General features: G+C 61.0%; 15 protein-coding genes. 4 read left to right on the top strand and 11 right to left on the bottom strand.

Features of this window, described 5'->3' with window-relative positions:
• Positions 1-54: 54 nt before the first annotated feature.
• The 7 genes from I5L79_RS11385 to I5L79_RS11355 form a co-directional block, all read right to left on the bottom strand.
• A complete protein-coding gene (locus I5L79_RS11385; RefSeq protein ID WP_196955180.1) occupies positions 55-2,184 on the bottom strand; it encodes a prolyl oligopeptidase family serine peptidase in 2,130 nt (709 codons plus the stop codon).
• A 129-nt stretch (positions 2,185-2,313) separates the two neighbouring features.
• On the bottom strand, positions 2,314-2,868 hold the full coding sequence (locus tag I5L79_RS11380; protein ID WP_196955179.1) for a hypothetical protein: 555 nt from the start codon (positions 2,866-2,868) through the stop codon (positions 2,314-2,316).
• A 105-nt stretch (positions 2,869-2,973) separates the two neighbouring features.
• Positions 2,974-3,261 carry a glycine zipper domain-containing protein gene (locus I5L79_RS11375; protein ID WP_196955178.1) on the bottom strand — a complete coding sequence of 96 codons (288 nt, stop codon included), beginning with the start codon at positions 3,259-3,261 and terminating at the stop codon, positions 2,974-2,976.
• 155 nt (positions 3,262-3,416) lie between these two features.
• Positions 3,417-4,127, bottom strand: a complete 711-nt coding sequence (locus I5L79_RS11370; protein ID WP_196955177.1) for a pirin family protein — start codon at positions 4,125-4,127, stop codon at positions 3,417-3,419.
• Between the two features lie 11 nt (positions 4,128-4,138).
• Positions 4,139-4,717, bottom strand: coding sequence for a nitroreductase family protein (locus I5L79_RS11365; RefSeq protein WP_196955176.1), 579 nt, complete (start codon positions 4,715-4,717; stop codon positions 4,139-4,141).
• 112 nt (positions 4,718-4,829) lie between these two features.
• Entirely contained in the window at positions 4,830-5,543 is a 714-nt protein-coding gene (locus I5L79_RS11360; protein ID WP_196955175.1) for a pirin family protein, read from the bottom strand.
• A gap of 325 nt (positions 5,544-5,868) precedes the next feature.
• Positions 5,869-7,194 (bottom strand): serine hydrolase domain-containing protein, encoded by a 1,326-nt coding sequence (locus I5L79_RS11355; protein ID WP_196955174.1) that lies wholly within the window; start codon positions 7,192-7,194, stop codon positions 5,869-5,871.
• A 115-nt stretch (positions 7,195-7,309) separates the two neighbouring features.
• Here I5L79_RS11355 and I5L79_RS11350 point away from each other — a divergent pair, with 115 nt between their 5' ends.
• Positions 7,310-8,233 (top strand): glutamate--tRNA ligase family protein, encoded by a 924-nt coding sequence (locus tag I5L79_RS11350; RefSeq protein WP_196955173.1) that lies wholly within the window; start codon positions 7,310-7,312, stop codon positions 8,231-8,233.
• Here I5L79_RS11350 and I5L79_RS11345 read toward each other — a convergent pair.
• Together I5L79_RS11345 and nfi are read right to left on the bottom strand one after the other, a co-directional pair.
• Positions 8,210-8,605 (bottom strand): hypothetical protein, encoded by a 396-nt coding sequence (locus I5L79_RS11345; protein ID WP_196955172.1) that lies wholly within the window; start codon positions 8,603-8,605, stop codon positions 8,210-8,212. The two genes, I5L79_RS11350 and I5L79_RS11345, sit on opposite strands and share 24 nt — an antisense overlap.
• Before the next feature lie 303 nt (positions 8,606-8,908).
• A complete protein-coding gene (gene nfi, locus I5L79_RS11340; protein WP_196955171.1) occupies positions 8,909-9,595 on the bottom strand; it encodes a deoxyribonuclease V in 687 nt (228 codons plus the stop codon).
• A gap of 226 nt (positions 9,596-9,821) precedes the next feature.
• Here nfi and I5L79_RS11335 point away from each other — a divergent pair, with 226 nt between their 5' ends.
• Entirely contained in the window at positions 9,822-10,400 is a 579-nt protein-coding gene (locus I5L79_RS11335) for a DUF1990 family protein (protein ID WP_196955170.1), read from the top strand.
• A complete protein-coding gene (locus I5L79_RS11330) occupies positions 10,384-11,112 on the top strand; it encodes a DUF1990 domain-containing protein (RefSeq protein WP_196955169.1) in 729 nt (242 codons plus the stop codon). Before I5L79_RS11335 ends, I5L79_RS11330 begins: the two co-directional genes overlap by 17 nt.
• Positions 11,113-11,289: 177 nt before the next feature.
• Here the strand turns inward: I5L79_RS11330 and I5L79_RS11325 are convergent, their stop codons facing one another.
• A complete protein-coding gene (locus I5L79_RS11325; RefSeq protein ID WP_196955168.1) occupies positions 11,290-12,837 on the bottom strand; it encodes a glycosyltransferase family 39 protein in 1,548 nt (515 codons plus the stop codon).
• 114 nt (positions 12,838-12,951) lie between these two features.
• On the opposite strand from I5L79_RS11325, the gene I5L79_RS11320 reads away from it, so the two are divergent.
• Positions 12,952-13,995, top strand: coding sequence for an NAD(P)-dependent alcohol dehydrogenase (locus tag I5L79_RS11320; protein WP_196955167.1), 1,044 nt, complete (start codon positions 12,952-12,954; stop codon positions 13,993-13,995).
• A gap of 67 nt (positions 13,996-14,062) precedes the next feature.
• Here I5L79_RS11320 and I5L79_RS11315 read toward each other — a convergent pair whose 3' ends face one another.
• Positions 14,063-14,563 carry a hypothetical protein gene (locus tag I5L79_RS11315; RefSeq protein WP_196955166.1) on the bottom strand — a complete coding sequence of 167 codons (501 nt, stop codon included), beginning with the start codon at positions 14,561-14,563 and terminating at the stop codon, positions 14,063-14,065.
• Between the last annotated feature and the right edge of the window lie 9 nt (positions 14,564-14,572).

Here is a 14,572-nt window from a genome sequence, read left to right as displayed (position 1 = left end):
AACGAGCCGGCCTCCACAGAAGCCGGCTCGTTTGCTGAAAACCAATAGCCCGGTTTAGTTGACCGGAGTCTTGTAAGGCGTCAGGCCCATGTTCTGGAACAGGAAGGCCCACTTGTCGGTCTGCTCGCTGATAACCTGGGCGGTGGAGCGGCCCGCGCCGTGGCCGGCTTTGGTTTCGATGCGGATAAGGGCCGGGGACGGGCCTTTCTGCATTTCCTGCAGGCGCGAGGCAAACTTAAACGAGTGCGCGGGCACTACCCGGTCGTCGTGGTCGGCGGTGGTGACGAGGGTGGCGGGGTAGCTGGCGGGCTTGAGGGCGTGGTAGGGTGAGTATTTGTAGAGGTACTCAAACATCGGCTTGGAATCCTGGGCGGTGCCGTAGTCGTAGGCCCAGCCGGCGCCGGCCGTAAACTGGTTGTAGCGGAGCATGTCCATCACGCCCACGGCCGGGAAAGCCACCTTGAACAGCTCGGGGCGCTGCGCCATCACGGCGCCCACCAGCAGGCCACCATTGGAGCCGCCCGAAATAGCCAGGTAGTCCTTGGAGGTGTACTTGCTTTTTATCAGGTATTCGCTGGCGGCAATAAAGTCGTCGAATACGTTCTGCTTTTGCAGCTTGGTGCCGGCCAGGTGCCACTTCTCGCCGTACTCGCCGCCCCCACGCAGGTTGGCCACGGCGTATACGCCGCCGTTTTCGAGCAGTACAATGGTGGAAGTGCCGAAGCTGGGCGTTAGGCTGGCGTTGAAGCCGCCATAGGCGTAGAGCAGCGTGGGGTTATTGCCATTCAGCGCCAGCCCTTTCTTGTGAGTGATAATCATGGGCACCTTGGTGCCGTCCTTAGACGTGTAGAATACCTGCTTCGACTCGTACTGGCTGGGGTCGAACTGCACGTTGGTTTTCTTGTACACCTCCGATTTGCCGGTGGCAATGTCGTACCGGAAGATGGTGGGCGGGAAGATGTAGGAAGTGAAGGTGTAGTACGTCTCCTTTTCTTCTTTCTTAGTGCCAAAGCCCCAGGCCGTGCCCACTGAGGGCAGCTGAATTGCGCGCTCCTTCTTGCCGTTCATATCATATTGCTCAATTAGCGTGGTGGCATCCTTGAGGTAGTTGGCGAAGATCTTGCCGCCGCCGGTGCTTACCGTCAGCACGTTCTTGGTTTCCGGAATCAGGTCTTTCCAGTTCGCGGGCTGGGGCTTGGCCGCGTCTACTATTACCAAGCGGTTGTTGGGTGCGTTCAGGTTGGTGACGATATAGAGCTTGCTGCCCACGTTGTCCACCACGTCCACGCTGCTTTTCTCGTTGTCCACGACCTGCACAATGGCACTGCCGGGCTTGCTCAGATCCTGGAGATACAGCTCGTTGCCGGTGGTGGTATTGGCTCCGCTGATGATGAGAAAACGCTCGTCCTCCGTGAGCGAGGCGCCTACGTAGCGACGTGGTGTTTTCTCGCCCCCGAAAATGAGTTGGTCGGTGCTCTGGGGCGTGCCGAGCTTGTGGTAGTAGAGCTTGTGGTACTGCGTTTTGCCGGCTAGCTGGCTGCCGGCCTGGGGCTTGTCGTAGGAGCTGTAGTAGAACCCGTCGTTGCCCTGCCAGGCCAGGCCCGAGAACTTCACGTCGCGCAAGGTGTCGCCTACCTGCTTTTTGTCGGCGGTTTGCAGCACAATCACCTTGCGCCAGTCGGAGCCGCCCTCCGATATCTGGTAGGCGGCCAGGGAGCCGTCCTTGGTGAAGTTGATGCCGGCCAGCGAGGTAGTGCCGTCCTTGGCAAACTGGTTGGGGTCGAGAAACACTTCCGGCGCGCCGGTACCTACTTGCCGGTAAAGTACCGACTGGCTCTGCAGCCCCGTGTTTTTGTAGAAGTAGGTGTACTTGCCTTCCTTGAAAGGCGCGCTGTATTTCTCGTAGTTCCAAAGCGTTTCGAGGCGCTTACGAATAGCGTCGCGGTAGGGAATCTGGCTGAGGTACTGCTGAGTTACTTTGTTTTGTTCCTGCACCCAGCCTTTGGTGTCGGCCGACTGGTCGTCTTCCAGCCAGCGGTACGGGTCGGCCACCTTGGTACCAAAGTACGTGGTGACTGTATCCACCTTACGGGTTTGGGGGTAGGGCAAGGTCTTGGGAGAGGTTTGGGCCAGGGCCGAAGAGCCTGCCAGCAGCGCCACCAGCGCCGGAACAATATGTTTCATAAAAGTGCGCCAGCGTAAAAAAGCTGTCTGGGCGCTCAAATTAGCAAGCATTCGGCAAAGTGGCGCGCTGGTAGCCGGCATAACGGCCCACCCCATCAACTGCCAGTAACCAACTACCTAAGCGCCCAACTATGCTGACCGCAGTTGCTGTAGTAATAGCATCAAAAGGTGGTATACCTGGCGCAACTGCACCGGCTCCAATACGCCTTCCTCATGAGTAGCCGTTAGCAGCAACGCCGGTGATTCTGCGGCTGACGGCGCCAGGCTCAATCGCAGGTCGGGGTACTCTAGCAGCAGGCCCTGCACCTCCGCGTCGGCCAGCAGTGCGCGCAGCGTTTCGGGTTGATTGGTCTGAATGATGAAGGCTGCGTCAAGGGCCGGATAGCCCAGCTCTATATCCTCCATACCCAGCAGCTTACCCATCTCATTTACCCAGTCCTGCTTGTGTAAAGAGAAGCGTAAGGGTACGTCAGCTGGTATCGCCGCCGACAGTGTGGTAAATTCGTAACCTCCCTCGAAGCCGCCTCCTAAGTCAACATCAATTTCAAGTAGTATTTCATAATTGCTCTGTCGGAGTAGGACCTGGTAGTCCAGTGGGCTTTCCAGTCGAGCCATATCGGCCGTTACCTGTTGCCACAGGGCATCTTCTGAGTCGGCGCTGAGAATGTGGGGCGTAGTATTCATCGGAGTACGAAACAAGAGAAGAGAGAAGTCTAATAGCTAGATGGTTGGCAAGTAAAACCCCGACCGATTAGGCCGGGGTTGCGGGCAAATGATGCGGAAAGCAGGTTAGTCTTTGCGGGAGTACTGCTCGTAGCGTTGCTGGTCTTTCTTTTTGTCTTTTTTGCGGCCGATAACGCCCCCGGCCGCGGCGCCCACTACGCCGCCCACAATGGCGCCTTTACCGCCGCCCACCACGGCCCCGGTAGCCGCCCCCGCGCCGCCACCAATAGCGGCGCCTTTAGCTTTTTTACTCCAGGATTTGCGGGGTTTCGTTTGGGCCTGCGCAGGTAGAAAATCGGCGCTGACCAGCAGGAAGGCCAGCAGAAAGGCGAAGACTATTTTCAGGGTTTTCATAGGAAAGAGAAGCAAGGGCCCCGCCGGGCAGAGCCAGTGAGAAACATGCTCCTGAAAACGCAAAGCCAGCAATACTGGTTGTGCAAAACCCCGGCAAAATGTAACGCCCCGGCCAAAGGCCGGGGCGTTACAGTAAGTCCTGAAGTAGCAGACTGTCAGGAGTTGATAGGCGCTTCGATGATGATAAAGCGGCTTTCCTCAGGGCACTCAATTGAAATCAAGTCTGTGTCCCAAAGCCCGATACTGTCACGCTTGACTACTGCCTGACCGTTCACCGTCAGGCTGCCGTCTATCACGAATACGAAAATGGCTTTATTGAGTGGCTTGAGTGGGTAGCTGAGCTGCTGACCGGCCTCGAAATAGCCCAGCGAAAGGCGGGCGTTCTGGTTGATCCAGCAGTGGGTCGTGCCTTCGTCGTTGCTGACAATAGTTACGAGCTGGTTGCGGCGCTTTTCCTCCGGAAACTGCCGGCGCTGGTAGCGCGGGGCAATGTTGCCCAGCTTGGGCTCAATCCAGATCTGCAGGAAGTTGACCTCGTCGTCACCTACATTATATTCTTCGTGGCGCAGACCAGTGCCAGCACTCATAATCTGCACGCCCCCGGGCTCAATTATTTCGGAGTAGCCCAAGGAGTCTTTGTGGTTCATGCGGCCGGCCAGCAGCACCGAAATGATTTCCATGTTCTGGTGCGCGTGCAGCCCGAAGCCGCCGCCTTTCTGCACGAAGTCGTCGTTGAACACACGCAAAAGCCCGAAGCCGCTTCGCTCGGGGTTGGCGTAGCTGCTGAAGGAAAACGTGAAGTTGCTTTGCAGCCAGCCAATATCTTTGAGGCCCCGCTCGGCAGCCCGGATGATGCGGTGGTTCATAATGATGAAGGTTAGCTCGGAAGCTGGGTGTGGAAGGTGAAATCAGCCAGTGGGTTGCGCTGGCGGGGGGCTTTTTCGCGGCTCAGGAACGGCTCCTCCAGCTGCTCCGCCTCGCCCAGGTAGCCCAGCGCCAGCATCACCACGGGCTGCAGGTTTTCCGGCAGCTGAAAGGCTTGCCGGGCCTTGTCACGGTCGAAGCCACCCATAAAGTGGCCGTGCAAGCCCAGGGCCGTGGCTTCCAGCATCAGGTTGGCATTGGCCATGCCCAGGTCGTGCAGGGCGGCGCCGTTGGGCGTGCCGTTGCCCAGGTCGGTTTTGGCCAGGGCCAGAACGAGAACGGGAGCGTGCCGGGCCCAGGGCTGGTTGCCGGGCAGCAGGCAGTCTACCATTTTTTGGAAAGCCTCGGTATCGGCATGATGGGCGTAGACGTAGCGCCAGGGCTGCTCATTCATGGCGCTGGCGGCCCAGGACGCGGCCTCAAACACCTGATTCAAGGTTTCGGGAGCTACGGGGTAGCTGGCAAATGCGCGCGGACTCCAGCGTTTGCGAATAAGGTCGTGCACCGGGTAGGTGGTGGGGGCGTGTTTCATATCAGGGAAGCAGCAGTACGGGCAGCCGCTGAAGGAAAGTTGAAAAAAGGAAAGCCGATCAAGGCGAAGTCGGCCGCCAGTGCATACGCAGTTTCGGCCGCCGGGTAGGTTGCTAGAAGCTCATGGGTACTTCCATCAGCAGCACCCGGGCATTCGTATCGGCGCTGAATTGCAGCGCATCGGTTTCCCAAACGCCCAGTCCGTCGCGGCGGTGCAGGGGCTGGCCGCTCACGGTCACGTCGCCTTCCAGCACAAACACATATACGCCGTTGCCAGGCTTTTTCAGCGAATAGTCGGCGGCGTGGCCGGCGGAGAAATCGGCCAGGTGAAACCAGGCATCCTGCTGAATCCACACGCCGGCATCGTTGGGTGAGGGCGACAGAATCTGCTGAAACTGGTTTTGGCGGTCTTCGGCCCGGAAGGTCTGCTGGTCGTAGCGGGGCGTTACGTTGCGCTGGTTCGGAAACACCCAGATCTGTAGAAACTTCACCTGCTCGGCGTGGCTGTGGTTTTTCTCGCTGTGGGCAATGCCGGTGCCGGCGCTCATCACCTGCACGTCGCCCTGCCGAATGATGCCGTGGTTGCCGGCGCTATCCTTGTGCTCCAGGGTGCCTTCCAGCGGAATGCTGATGATTTCCATGTTGTCGTGCGGGTGCGTGCCGAAGCCCATGCCCGCCGCCACGGTGTCGTCGTTGAGCACACGCAGGGCTCCGAAGTGCACCCGCGCCGGGTTGTTGTAGCCCGCGAAGCTGAAGGTATGGTAAGAGTTGAGCCAGCCATGGCTGGCGTGGCCGCGGCTGTCAGCCGCGTGCAGAACCGTTTTCATAAAAGTAGAGCGTAATCGAAAGCCGTTCGGAGTGAAGCGGCTGCGAATATATGTACATACATAGGTTGCGGCAAAATGTTTCCTTAGCGCTTTGTATTTTTTCAGCAGGAAGCGGCGGTCCTTGCCTACACAGTAGTGGCTATACCAGCAGATCAGCTTGTTTTAAGGCTCAATAGCCTATAAGTGTGGGTCTGGGAATTGTCATGCTGAGCTTGTCGAAGCATCTCTACCGATTCATTGTACTGCTATTGATTAGTCAGAGGTAGAGATGCTTCGACAAGCTCAGCATGACGGAAAACAACATTTTGGTATGCTCCCGTTTCTCTTACTGCACCACCAAGCGCTGAACGCCAAGACTGCGGCCATCGGCGGCAAAGCCCTGCACCAGGTACAGCCCCGGTGCCAGCCCGGACAGGGGCAGCACTGGAGCCGACCCCGCCACGCGCCCTCGTTCCCGACTGAGGTTATCCAGCAGCCGCAGCTCACTGCCAGGCGGAGGCGACCCGGTCCAGGAAATGCGCGCCGCGCCGGTAGCGGGGTTGGGTGAAAGGTACCAGAAGCGTCGCGCGCCAGATTTATTGGTCGTGGCCGTCACGGCGCAGCTCAGGGCCGAGATATAGCTCCAAAGCTCCGTATCGAACGACGAAACTGCCAGACGCGGACCGCCGGCTGACTTGCCCTGGCGCAACACTACCAGGCCCTGGCTGGGTACCACGTAAATCTTCTGGTCGTTTTTGCCCAGGGCCGCGAATAAGTCGTCGGGGGCGGAGGGTATGAGCGGGCCGGGTAGTACGGTTTGCTGCGGGCCTGGCAGCATGTAAGAGGACTGTCCGTTCAGCCACCACAGGTACCCGTAGGCTTGATTATAGGCCTGAGAAGGCGTAGTCATCTGCCGGAAATAGTCGGCATCCGTGAGCAGGGCGGAGCCGTTCCATTGCCCTTTGGCCAAAGCCAGCAAGCCGAAGCGGGCCATGTCGCGGGCCCGGCTGTAGTACACGCCCTGCACCCAGGCCCCACGCATTCCAATCCTCTCGGCCAGCTTTTGGTTGGTGTACTGATTGATGGGGAGGCCGCTGGATTTCGCCAGCACATCGAGCAGGCGGCGGTAGGCCCCGGTGTGGTAGCTCCAGCGCGAGCCGGCCGGAGCATGATAGAGCAGGCAGGCTTTGTCCGTGCTTTCATTGTCGCAGGGCAGGGGCGGGGTATCGTCGAGGCCGGAAGTCATGGCCAGCAGGTGGCGCACGGTTATCTGCCGCTCCTGCGCTGAGGTAGCCGAGGTCCAGCCCCGGCCCAGGTGTTTCGACACGCTGTCGGTCAGCATGAGCTGCTTTTCCTGCTGCGCAAGGCCCACCAGCGTAGCGGTAAGCGCCTTGCCGGCCGAGGCCCAATACCAAATGGAATCCTGAGTGTAGCTGCCGTAGTATTTCTCCACCACCAGCCGTCCGTCTTTCAGGATAAGGAATGACTTGGTGTTTTTGCGCTCCAGAAAATTCAGTAACGAGTCGAGCTGCGGCTGGCACCAGCCCAGGCTTTGGGGCGAAGCTGTGGCCCAGGTAGCAGTGCCGGAAACCGGTGGGAAGTAGAGGCTGCGTTGGGCCTGCGCGGTGGTGAAAGGCAGCAATAGGGACAGCAGGAGTAACGGGTGTTTCATGGGCAGCGCTTAAAAACAGGTTGTAGCGCTTGGACGGCCGCGCAAGTGAATAGTTTAGGATGAATATACCAAAGGGCCGTCGACGCGGCGGCTGTTGGTATCTTTACCCGTTGCTATGCTGCTGCCCTTGCCACTCGTTTCGCCCATTGTTTCGCGTCTGGCGCCCACGCCCAGCGGGTTTCTACACTTGGGCAACGCCGTAAACTTCACGCTCACTTGGCTGCTGGTGCGCCAGGCCGGCGGCACTTTGCACCTGCGTATCGACGACCTGGACCGGGCCCGTTTTCGACCCGTCTACCTAGAGAATATCTTCCAGACGCTGCAGTGGCTGGGCCTCGACTACGACCAAGGTCCCGGCGGCCCCACCGACTTCGAGCAGCACTATTCCCAGCGCCATTTTCTGCCCCAGTACGAAGCCGTGCTGCAGGCCGCCCGCGCAACGCAGCCGGGGCTGTTTTACGGCTGCCGCTGCTCCCGCACCGAGCTGGCCCGCACCACCGCCAATGGGCTCTATCCTGGTACCTGTCAGGCGTTGGCAGTGCCCCTAGATGCGGCGGAAACAGCCTGGCGGGCGTGGGTGCCGGCCGGTACACTGGTTGATTTTCGGGACCTGTGGCAGGGACCAGCGGTAGTGCCGCTGGATGCCGTGCTGAGCGATTTTGTGGTGCGTCGGAAAGACGGGTGGCCGGCCTACCAACTGGCTTCGGTGGTGGATGATGTGCGCCTGGGCGTGACGCTTATCGTTCGGGGGCTGGACCTGCTGCCTAGCACGGCCGCTCAGCTTTGGCTGGCTTGCAGGCTGCCCGGCATGGGTGCCTTTCAGCGCATCCAATTTGGCCACCACGCCTTGCTGCCGGGACCCGATGGCCTGAAGCTCTCCAAATCAACCCAGGCTTCCACCCAACGTGGTATCGTGGCCGAGGCAAATAGCCCACGGGTGGTATATGAAGTAGTGACGCAACTGCTGGGCTTGCCGGCAACGGCGGCAGCTTCGTTGGCGCATCTGCAGGCTGCTTTAGGCGCTGCAGGGCACGCGTAAGTCCAGAAACAGCAGCCGCCAGCGCCCATCAGCTGAGCGCCCAAAATGAAACCGGAAGCTGGTAGTCGTCTGGAGTACCGTGCGCCTCACGCGCTGCTGGGCTGCCTGCTCCTGGGCCTGCGTACCGCCCCGAACGGTAGCGTAGGGCCATACCTGCAGCGCCCGAAACTCCGTGCCCGGCCCCGCAAAGCATCCTTCCCGCGCAAAGCCCGAGCGGCCCTTGTCCTGCGCCCCGCAGTCGAAAGGCGGAAACAGCTCTACGGCGGTGGGGGTAGCACACGGCATCAACTGGGCCGCCAACGAAAACAAGGGCTGTTGCTGGTACTCGCGGCGAAAGGTCGAAGCGCGCGTAACGTGCGTCAGCAGCGGCATGGCGCCCGGCTGCTCCAGTATCCACAGACCGGCAGCGGGTTCAACCAGCGCCTGCAGGGCTACGGAATCCGACTGCCGTAGCGCACGGTCGAGCTGCTGCCAGGTGGCTAGGAAGGAGGTGTCAGCGGCAGCCGGAGCTGGTGCCGACGTGGAGCGGGGCGGGACTGGCAGCCGGGGCAGATGAAGCCGGAGCGGCGGACGGAGCCGTTGGGGCAGAAGCGGGCTGCCGGGGCGTATCGGACTGGCAGCTCAGCAACCCGGACACTACTGTGCTAAGCAGGCATAAAATTTTTTTTCGGAACATCAGCGCAGCTCTTTTTTGAATTCTTCGGCCCAGTGGTCGGCCAGGCGGGTAGGCTCGGGCAGCTTGTAGCCGCGCAGGCAGGCCAGCGTGAGGCGGGTAGCCGTGGCCTGGTCGCAGCGGTGGCCGGGACTCACGAACAGCGGCAGCACTTTGTCCTTGCTGCGGATAACCTGGCCCAGCAGCTCCCCGCTTTTGTCGGTGAGCGGGCTGATGCTGCCCTTTTCCGGCGCGGGCTCCTGGAAAGTGCCCGTCAGCTTGTTTTTGGCGACGCCGAAGGTGGGCCGGTCGAGCAGTACGCCCAGGTGCGCGGCAATGCCCATGCGGCGCGGGTGCGCAATGCCGTGCCCATCCACCATAATTACATCGGGCTGGTGCTGGAGCTTATCGTAGGCCAGCAGCAGGTTGGGCGCTTCCCGGAAAGCCAGCAGCCCCGGAATGTACGGCAGCGTGACGGGGCCAGTATGGTACACCTTCTCCACCAGCTCCAAGGACGGAAAACGCAGCACCACAAATACCGATAACACCGTTTCCGGCGTCGGGAACGAGGAGTCGCAGCCTGCAATGAGCGTGGGTTCGGCCATCAGCGGCTCCAGGCGCAGGTGGGCGCGCAGCTCGTCCTGCTGGCGCGTCAGGTCCCGCACGATGAGCGGGTCGGCGGGTGGGTGGTAGGGGCGGTAGTAGGCCATCAGTGAGTGAGTGAGTGAGTGAGTGAGTGAGTTTGACGTTGTGGGGCGTTGGTTCTCTGCGGTAGCCACTGCTACGGGCAAAGAAAGTTGACCTTATACGGCGGCTCAGATCTATTTATTCACTTACTCGCTCATTCACTTATTCACCGCCAGCCTAACCCGGCCGGGCTGCGCTGCGTTAGGAAAATCCGGCCTGGCGGCCACACCCCGGCGCCGGCCCGCTGCTATGAACAAACCCGAACAACCCGCCCAAACTGGTGCCGGCCCGCACATCGAGCGGCGGTACTACATCGACGTGGAGCACCCCCAAAAATCGGCCAGGGAGCTGTTCAACGACATCAAGTGCGACCTGGAGAAGTTTTCTCCCGACCTGCTGGCCGATTTTCACAAGGAAAAAGGCGAGGCCCACACCCTGGCCGTCGGCGACGAGTTTCATATCAAAATTCTGGGCCCGTGGAATGGGGAAGTGCGCGTAACGGAAGTAGCCGACCAGCATTTTGAGCTGGTGACGCTGGAGGGCCATCCAGAAGCTGGCCGCATCCGCTTTTCGGCCCGTCAGCTGCCCGGCAATGCCGATGCGCTGCGGTTTGAAATTCACTCCCGGGCCCGCTCCCGCGACGGGCTGGTGGCCTTTGCCTACAACACCATTGGCGTGGGCAAGCAGGTGCAGGAGCAAACCTGGGTGACGTTTTGCCAGCGCGCCGCCGAGGCCAGCGGTGGCCGCCCCCTGGGGCCGGTGCAGGTAGAAACCGTAGAAAGCGACGAGAACGGCCAACACAAAGAACGTCATGAACGCCCCATCTAAGGCTCCCGCGCTCTGGGAGCAGCAGCAAGCCCGCCTGGCTTCTTACGAAAAGGCTCAGGTGAACTTCGACCTCACCCGCGTGAGCGAGTACACCGCTGAAAACGGCTGGCGCATCGACGACTACGAGCTGGAGTTACCCCAGGAAGCGCCCGGGCCACCGGCGGCGCACGGCAGCTGGGTTGCGGCCCAGGAAGTGCTGCGGCGCTATTCCTTTCCGCCGCCCAGCCTCATTACCGGCATCTTCGTGCCCGATCAGCCCCTGGAAAAACGGCTGATGGTGCTGCGGGCACAGTTTCTGGGTTTCTCGTTTTGGTTTGGCGTGCGCATCGGCGGCGTCACGGACGAGCGGCGCCCCACCCCCGAGGGCGAGGAGCAGGTGTGGGGCTACAACTACCGCACGCTGGAAGGCCACTTCGAGCGCGGGCAGATTGACTTCACCATCCATAAATTCCTGGCTACCGGGCGTGTGGTTTTCCGCATTCACGCCTTTTCCCAGCATGGCCATATTCGCAATCCTTTTTACTGGATTGGTTTCAAGCTCTTCGGCCGGATGCTCCAGAAGCGCTTTGCCCGCGAATCGATGCGCCGCGTGCAGGAGCAGGTAGCCGAAATCATGCGCACCGGCCAGGCTGCTCCCGCTCCCGAAGCCACGCCTGTGCAGGCGGCCTCCGAAAGCAAATCCGCGCAGGCCCAGCTGGATAAGGCAAGCTGATGAAAGGTGCAGCCAAGTGCTGCTAGGCCGTCATTCCGAGTGCAGCCGAGGAATCTCGCTAGTGTGGTAAAATTATCTACTACCACAACGTCAGCACGCAAGATTCTTCGGCTTCGCTCGGAATGTTGGCCTTTTCATCCTGAGATTGTGATTGTATTAATTGGCTGCTGAAAGCGGTTACCGCAGTTGCTGGCGTTCTTTCAGTCGTTGCTGCAGCTCCGTGAGTATAGCCTTGTCGGGACCTATAAGGAGCAGAACCCGCGTGGCGTGTTCACGCGCCAGCGGCTCCGTTACGCGGCCAATAAGGCGGACCTGCCGAAAATGCGCGGCATCCTCCGCATCGGGCCCGTCTTCGCTCACCAGCACGATGGCCCGGATGGAGCGCAGATCCGGAAACCAGTACACGTAATCGGCATTGAAGGACACGGCGGGCGGCAGACTGCCGGCAGCGTAGTAGTTGATGGCACCGGTCTGGCCGTAGTTGTCGCAGAGCACCAGGGTGTGGGCGCGAAGGGAGTCGGGGAGGAGCTGGTAGGCCCGGGTAGCCTGGTCAGCCATTTCGCGCCACCCCAGCATATCGGCAAAGTCCTGGGGCAGGGGGTGGTTGCGGCCATCTTCCCAGCGCAGCAAGCCCAGCGCCTCAAAATCGGCGGCGCGGCGCTGCAGGGCGGCCGGCGGCTGCAGCGGAAAGGCTACCCGCAGCATAGGAATAAACAGCAGGGCCTGCACCAGCGGCAGCACCGGCCGCAGGTAGCGCCAGCGCCCGGCTTGCAGCAGATGCTCCATGTACACCGCGCCCACGGCCAGCAGCGGTGGGTACAGCCCAATGGCGTAGTAGTCTTTGGCCCGCAGCGCCAGGAAAATGGCTAGCGTCAGCAGCACGCTCCAGCCCAGAAACCGGTAGGGCCGCAGCGCGGGCCAGCGCACCAGCCCCACCCCGGCGGCTATCAGCAGCCACAGGCTATTCAGGAAATACAGCAGTTGGCTTTTTAGAAAGTCTGAGGGTTGCACGTTCACCAGCTGGGTGCGCTTGAGCTCCTGCATGTGCCACACTACCGGAAAGTTGTGCTTCACCTGCCAAAAAAGGTTTGGTAGGAAAATCAATAAAGCCAGGCCCGCTGCCAGGTACGTAGCCTGCCGCCCGAATACCCGCGCGCGGTGCGGCGAGAACAGCAAAGCCGGGGCCATGCCGGCCGCCCAGAACACCACATTGTACTTATTCAGCAGCCCGAAGCCCAGGGCCGCGCCCACGCCCAGCATCCAGCCCAGGCGCTCAGTACGCAGGTAGCGCACCAGGCAATACGTGGCCGCGGCCCAGGCCAGCACATCAAAGGAATTGGGCTGAAACAGGAGGTTGATGCGCAGCAGGGCCGAAAACAGCACGGCCCCGGCGGCCAGCAGCTTGGCGTAGAGGCCACCGCCCAACTCGTGCGCCAGCGCCCACACCAGCGCCAGCGTGAGAACCCCAAACAGGGCCGGGAAAAAATGCACCCAGAACTCGCCGTTGCCCAGGGCCTGCACCAGCCACGCCACCCACGAGGTAAGTGGGGGCAGCGAAATATAGCCCCAGGCCAGGTGGTTGGCCTGGTCGAGGTGCAGGTACTCGTCGCGGTGCAGCTGGTAGCTGGGGTGCGTGAGCCGGTACTGCGCCGCCATTCGCAGTACCGAAAGCAGCAGAAGCCAGCCACCGTAAAAACGGCGCGTGGGCGCGGGAAAGGGCATCATAAGCAGAAAAAAGAGATGCAAGGGGAATATCGGCGGGGCAAGATACTGCGCGGCGGTGCACAACCTTCGGGCGGCGGCCGAGTTAAACAGACTTCTTTTCAAGCTTTCTTACCCATGACCCCAGCCAAAGCCTACGCCGCCCCCGCGGCCAATATTCCTCTTGAGCCTTTCCAGTTTGAGCGCCGCGAAGTAGGCGCCCACGATGTACAAATTGAAATTCTGTTCTGCGGCGTGTGCCACTCCGACCTGCACCAGGTGCGCGACGAGTGGGGCGGCTCCATCTTCCCCCTGGTGCCCGGCCACGAAATCGTAGGTCGCGTGACGCAGGTGGGCGCCCACGTGAAAAACTTTAAAGCCGGCGACTTGGCCGGCGTGGGCTGCATGGTGGACTCCTGCCGTACATGCCCCAGCTGCCAGGAAGGCCTGGAGCAGTACTGCGAAGTAGGCATGGTAGGCACCTACAACGGCCGCGAAAAGGAAACCGGCGCGCCCACCTACGGCGGCTATTCCAACCTGATTGTGGTGGATGAAAAATACACGCTGCGGGTGCCCGACTCCCTGCCCCTGGCCGGCGTGGCCCCGCTCTTGTGCGCCGGCATTACCACGTACTCGCCCCTGCGCCAGTGGAACGTAAGCCCCGGCCACCGCGTGGGCGTGATGGGCCTGGGCGGCCTGGGCCACATGGCCGTGAAGCTGGCCGCCGCCATGGGCGCTGAGGTAACCGTGCTCAGCACTTCCCCCGATAAGGAAGCCGATGCCCAGGCCCTGGGGGCCCACAAGTTTGTGGTAACGAAAGACAAAGCTGCCCTCAAGAGCGTGAGCAACTACTTCGACTTCATCATCAACACCGTTTCGGCCCCGCTGGACCTGAGCCAGTACGTGAGCCTGCTACGCCGCGACGGCACCATGATTCTGCTGGGCGTGCCCCCGGAGGCACCGCAGCTGCCCGCTTTCCAGCTCATTGGCAAGCGCCGCCGCATTGCCGGCTCGCTTATCGGCGGCATCCAGGAAACCCAGGAAATGCTCGACTTCTGCGCTCAGCACAATATCGTGTCCGACGTCGAGGTCATTCCCATGAGCTACATCAACGAGGCCTACGAGCGGATGCTGAAGAGTGACGTGAAGTACCGTTTCGTTATTGACCTGGCAACGCTGTAAGCGAAAAGGCCGACAAGCAATAATTCGGGCTGCTCCTCAAGAGTGGCCCGAATTGTTTTTAACGGAGCTACCGATCCTCGTAGGGAAAGGAAAACGAGCCTTCCAGCACCAGGCGGCGGGCGGCGCTGCGGGCCACGTTGGTCTGGCACAGCACGGCCCGGTAGGTGCCCGTGAGGAGGTGATGCTCCGCGTCCACGGCCGTGACGCGCACTTCCCCGTCGTTCAGGGCGCAGGCTTTCGACTCAGCCGATACACTGCCCACGCGGTAGGAAGCCTCCCGGATGTGGCCGCTCAGAATTTCCTTGAAGCGGTATACTTGCGGCACTGGCTTGAACTCATCCACCATAATAGTCAGGCCGGGGTCGTCGGGTGCGTCGGCCGGTACGATGGTGAGCGTGAGTACGTGGCCCGCGCCCGGCGACACCTCAAAGCGGGAGCTAAGCGAATCGGTGGACAGGGCCGCGCCGTTGCGCCGCAGCGTAAGGTACTGGGCCTGGCGAACGGGCGGCGCGCTGCTCAGCAACAAGCCTGCGCCTACAACCCCGACCAACAACACGGAAACTCGCATCAGCAGTAA

Origin of the sequence: Hymenobacter guriensis (assembly GCF_015773195.1) — a bacterium.
Taxonomy (GTDB): domain Bacteria; phylum Bacteroidota; class Bacteroidia; order Cytophagales; family Hymenobacteraceae; genus Hymenobacter; species Hymenobacter guriensis.
Note: the sequence above shows the minus strand (reverse complement) of the source record. Positions and strands in the feature narration are given on the sequence as shown.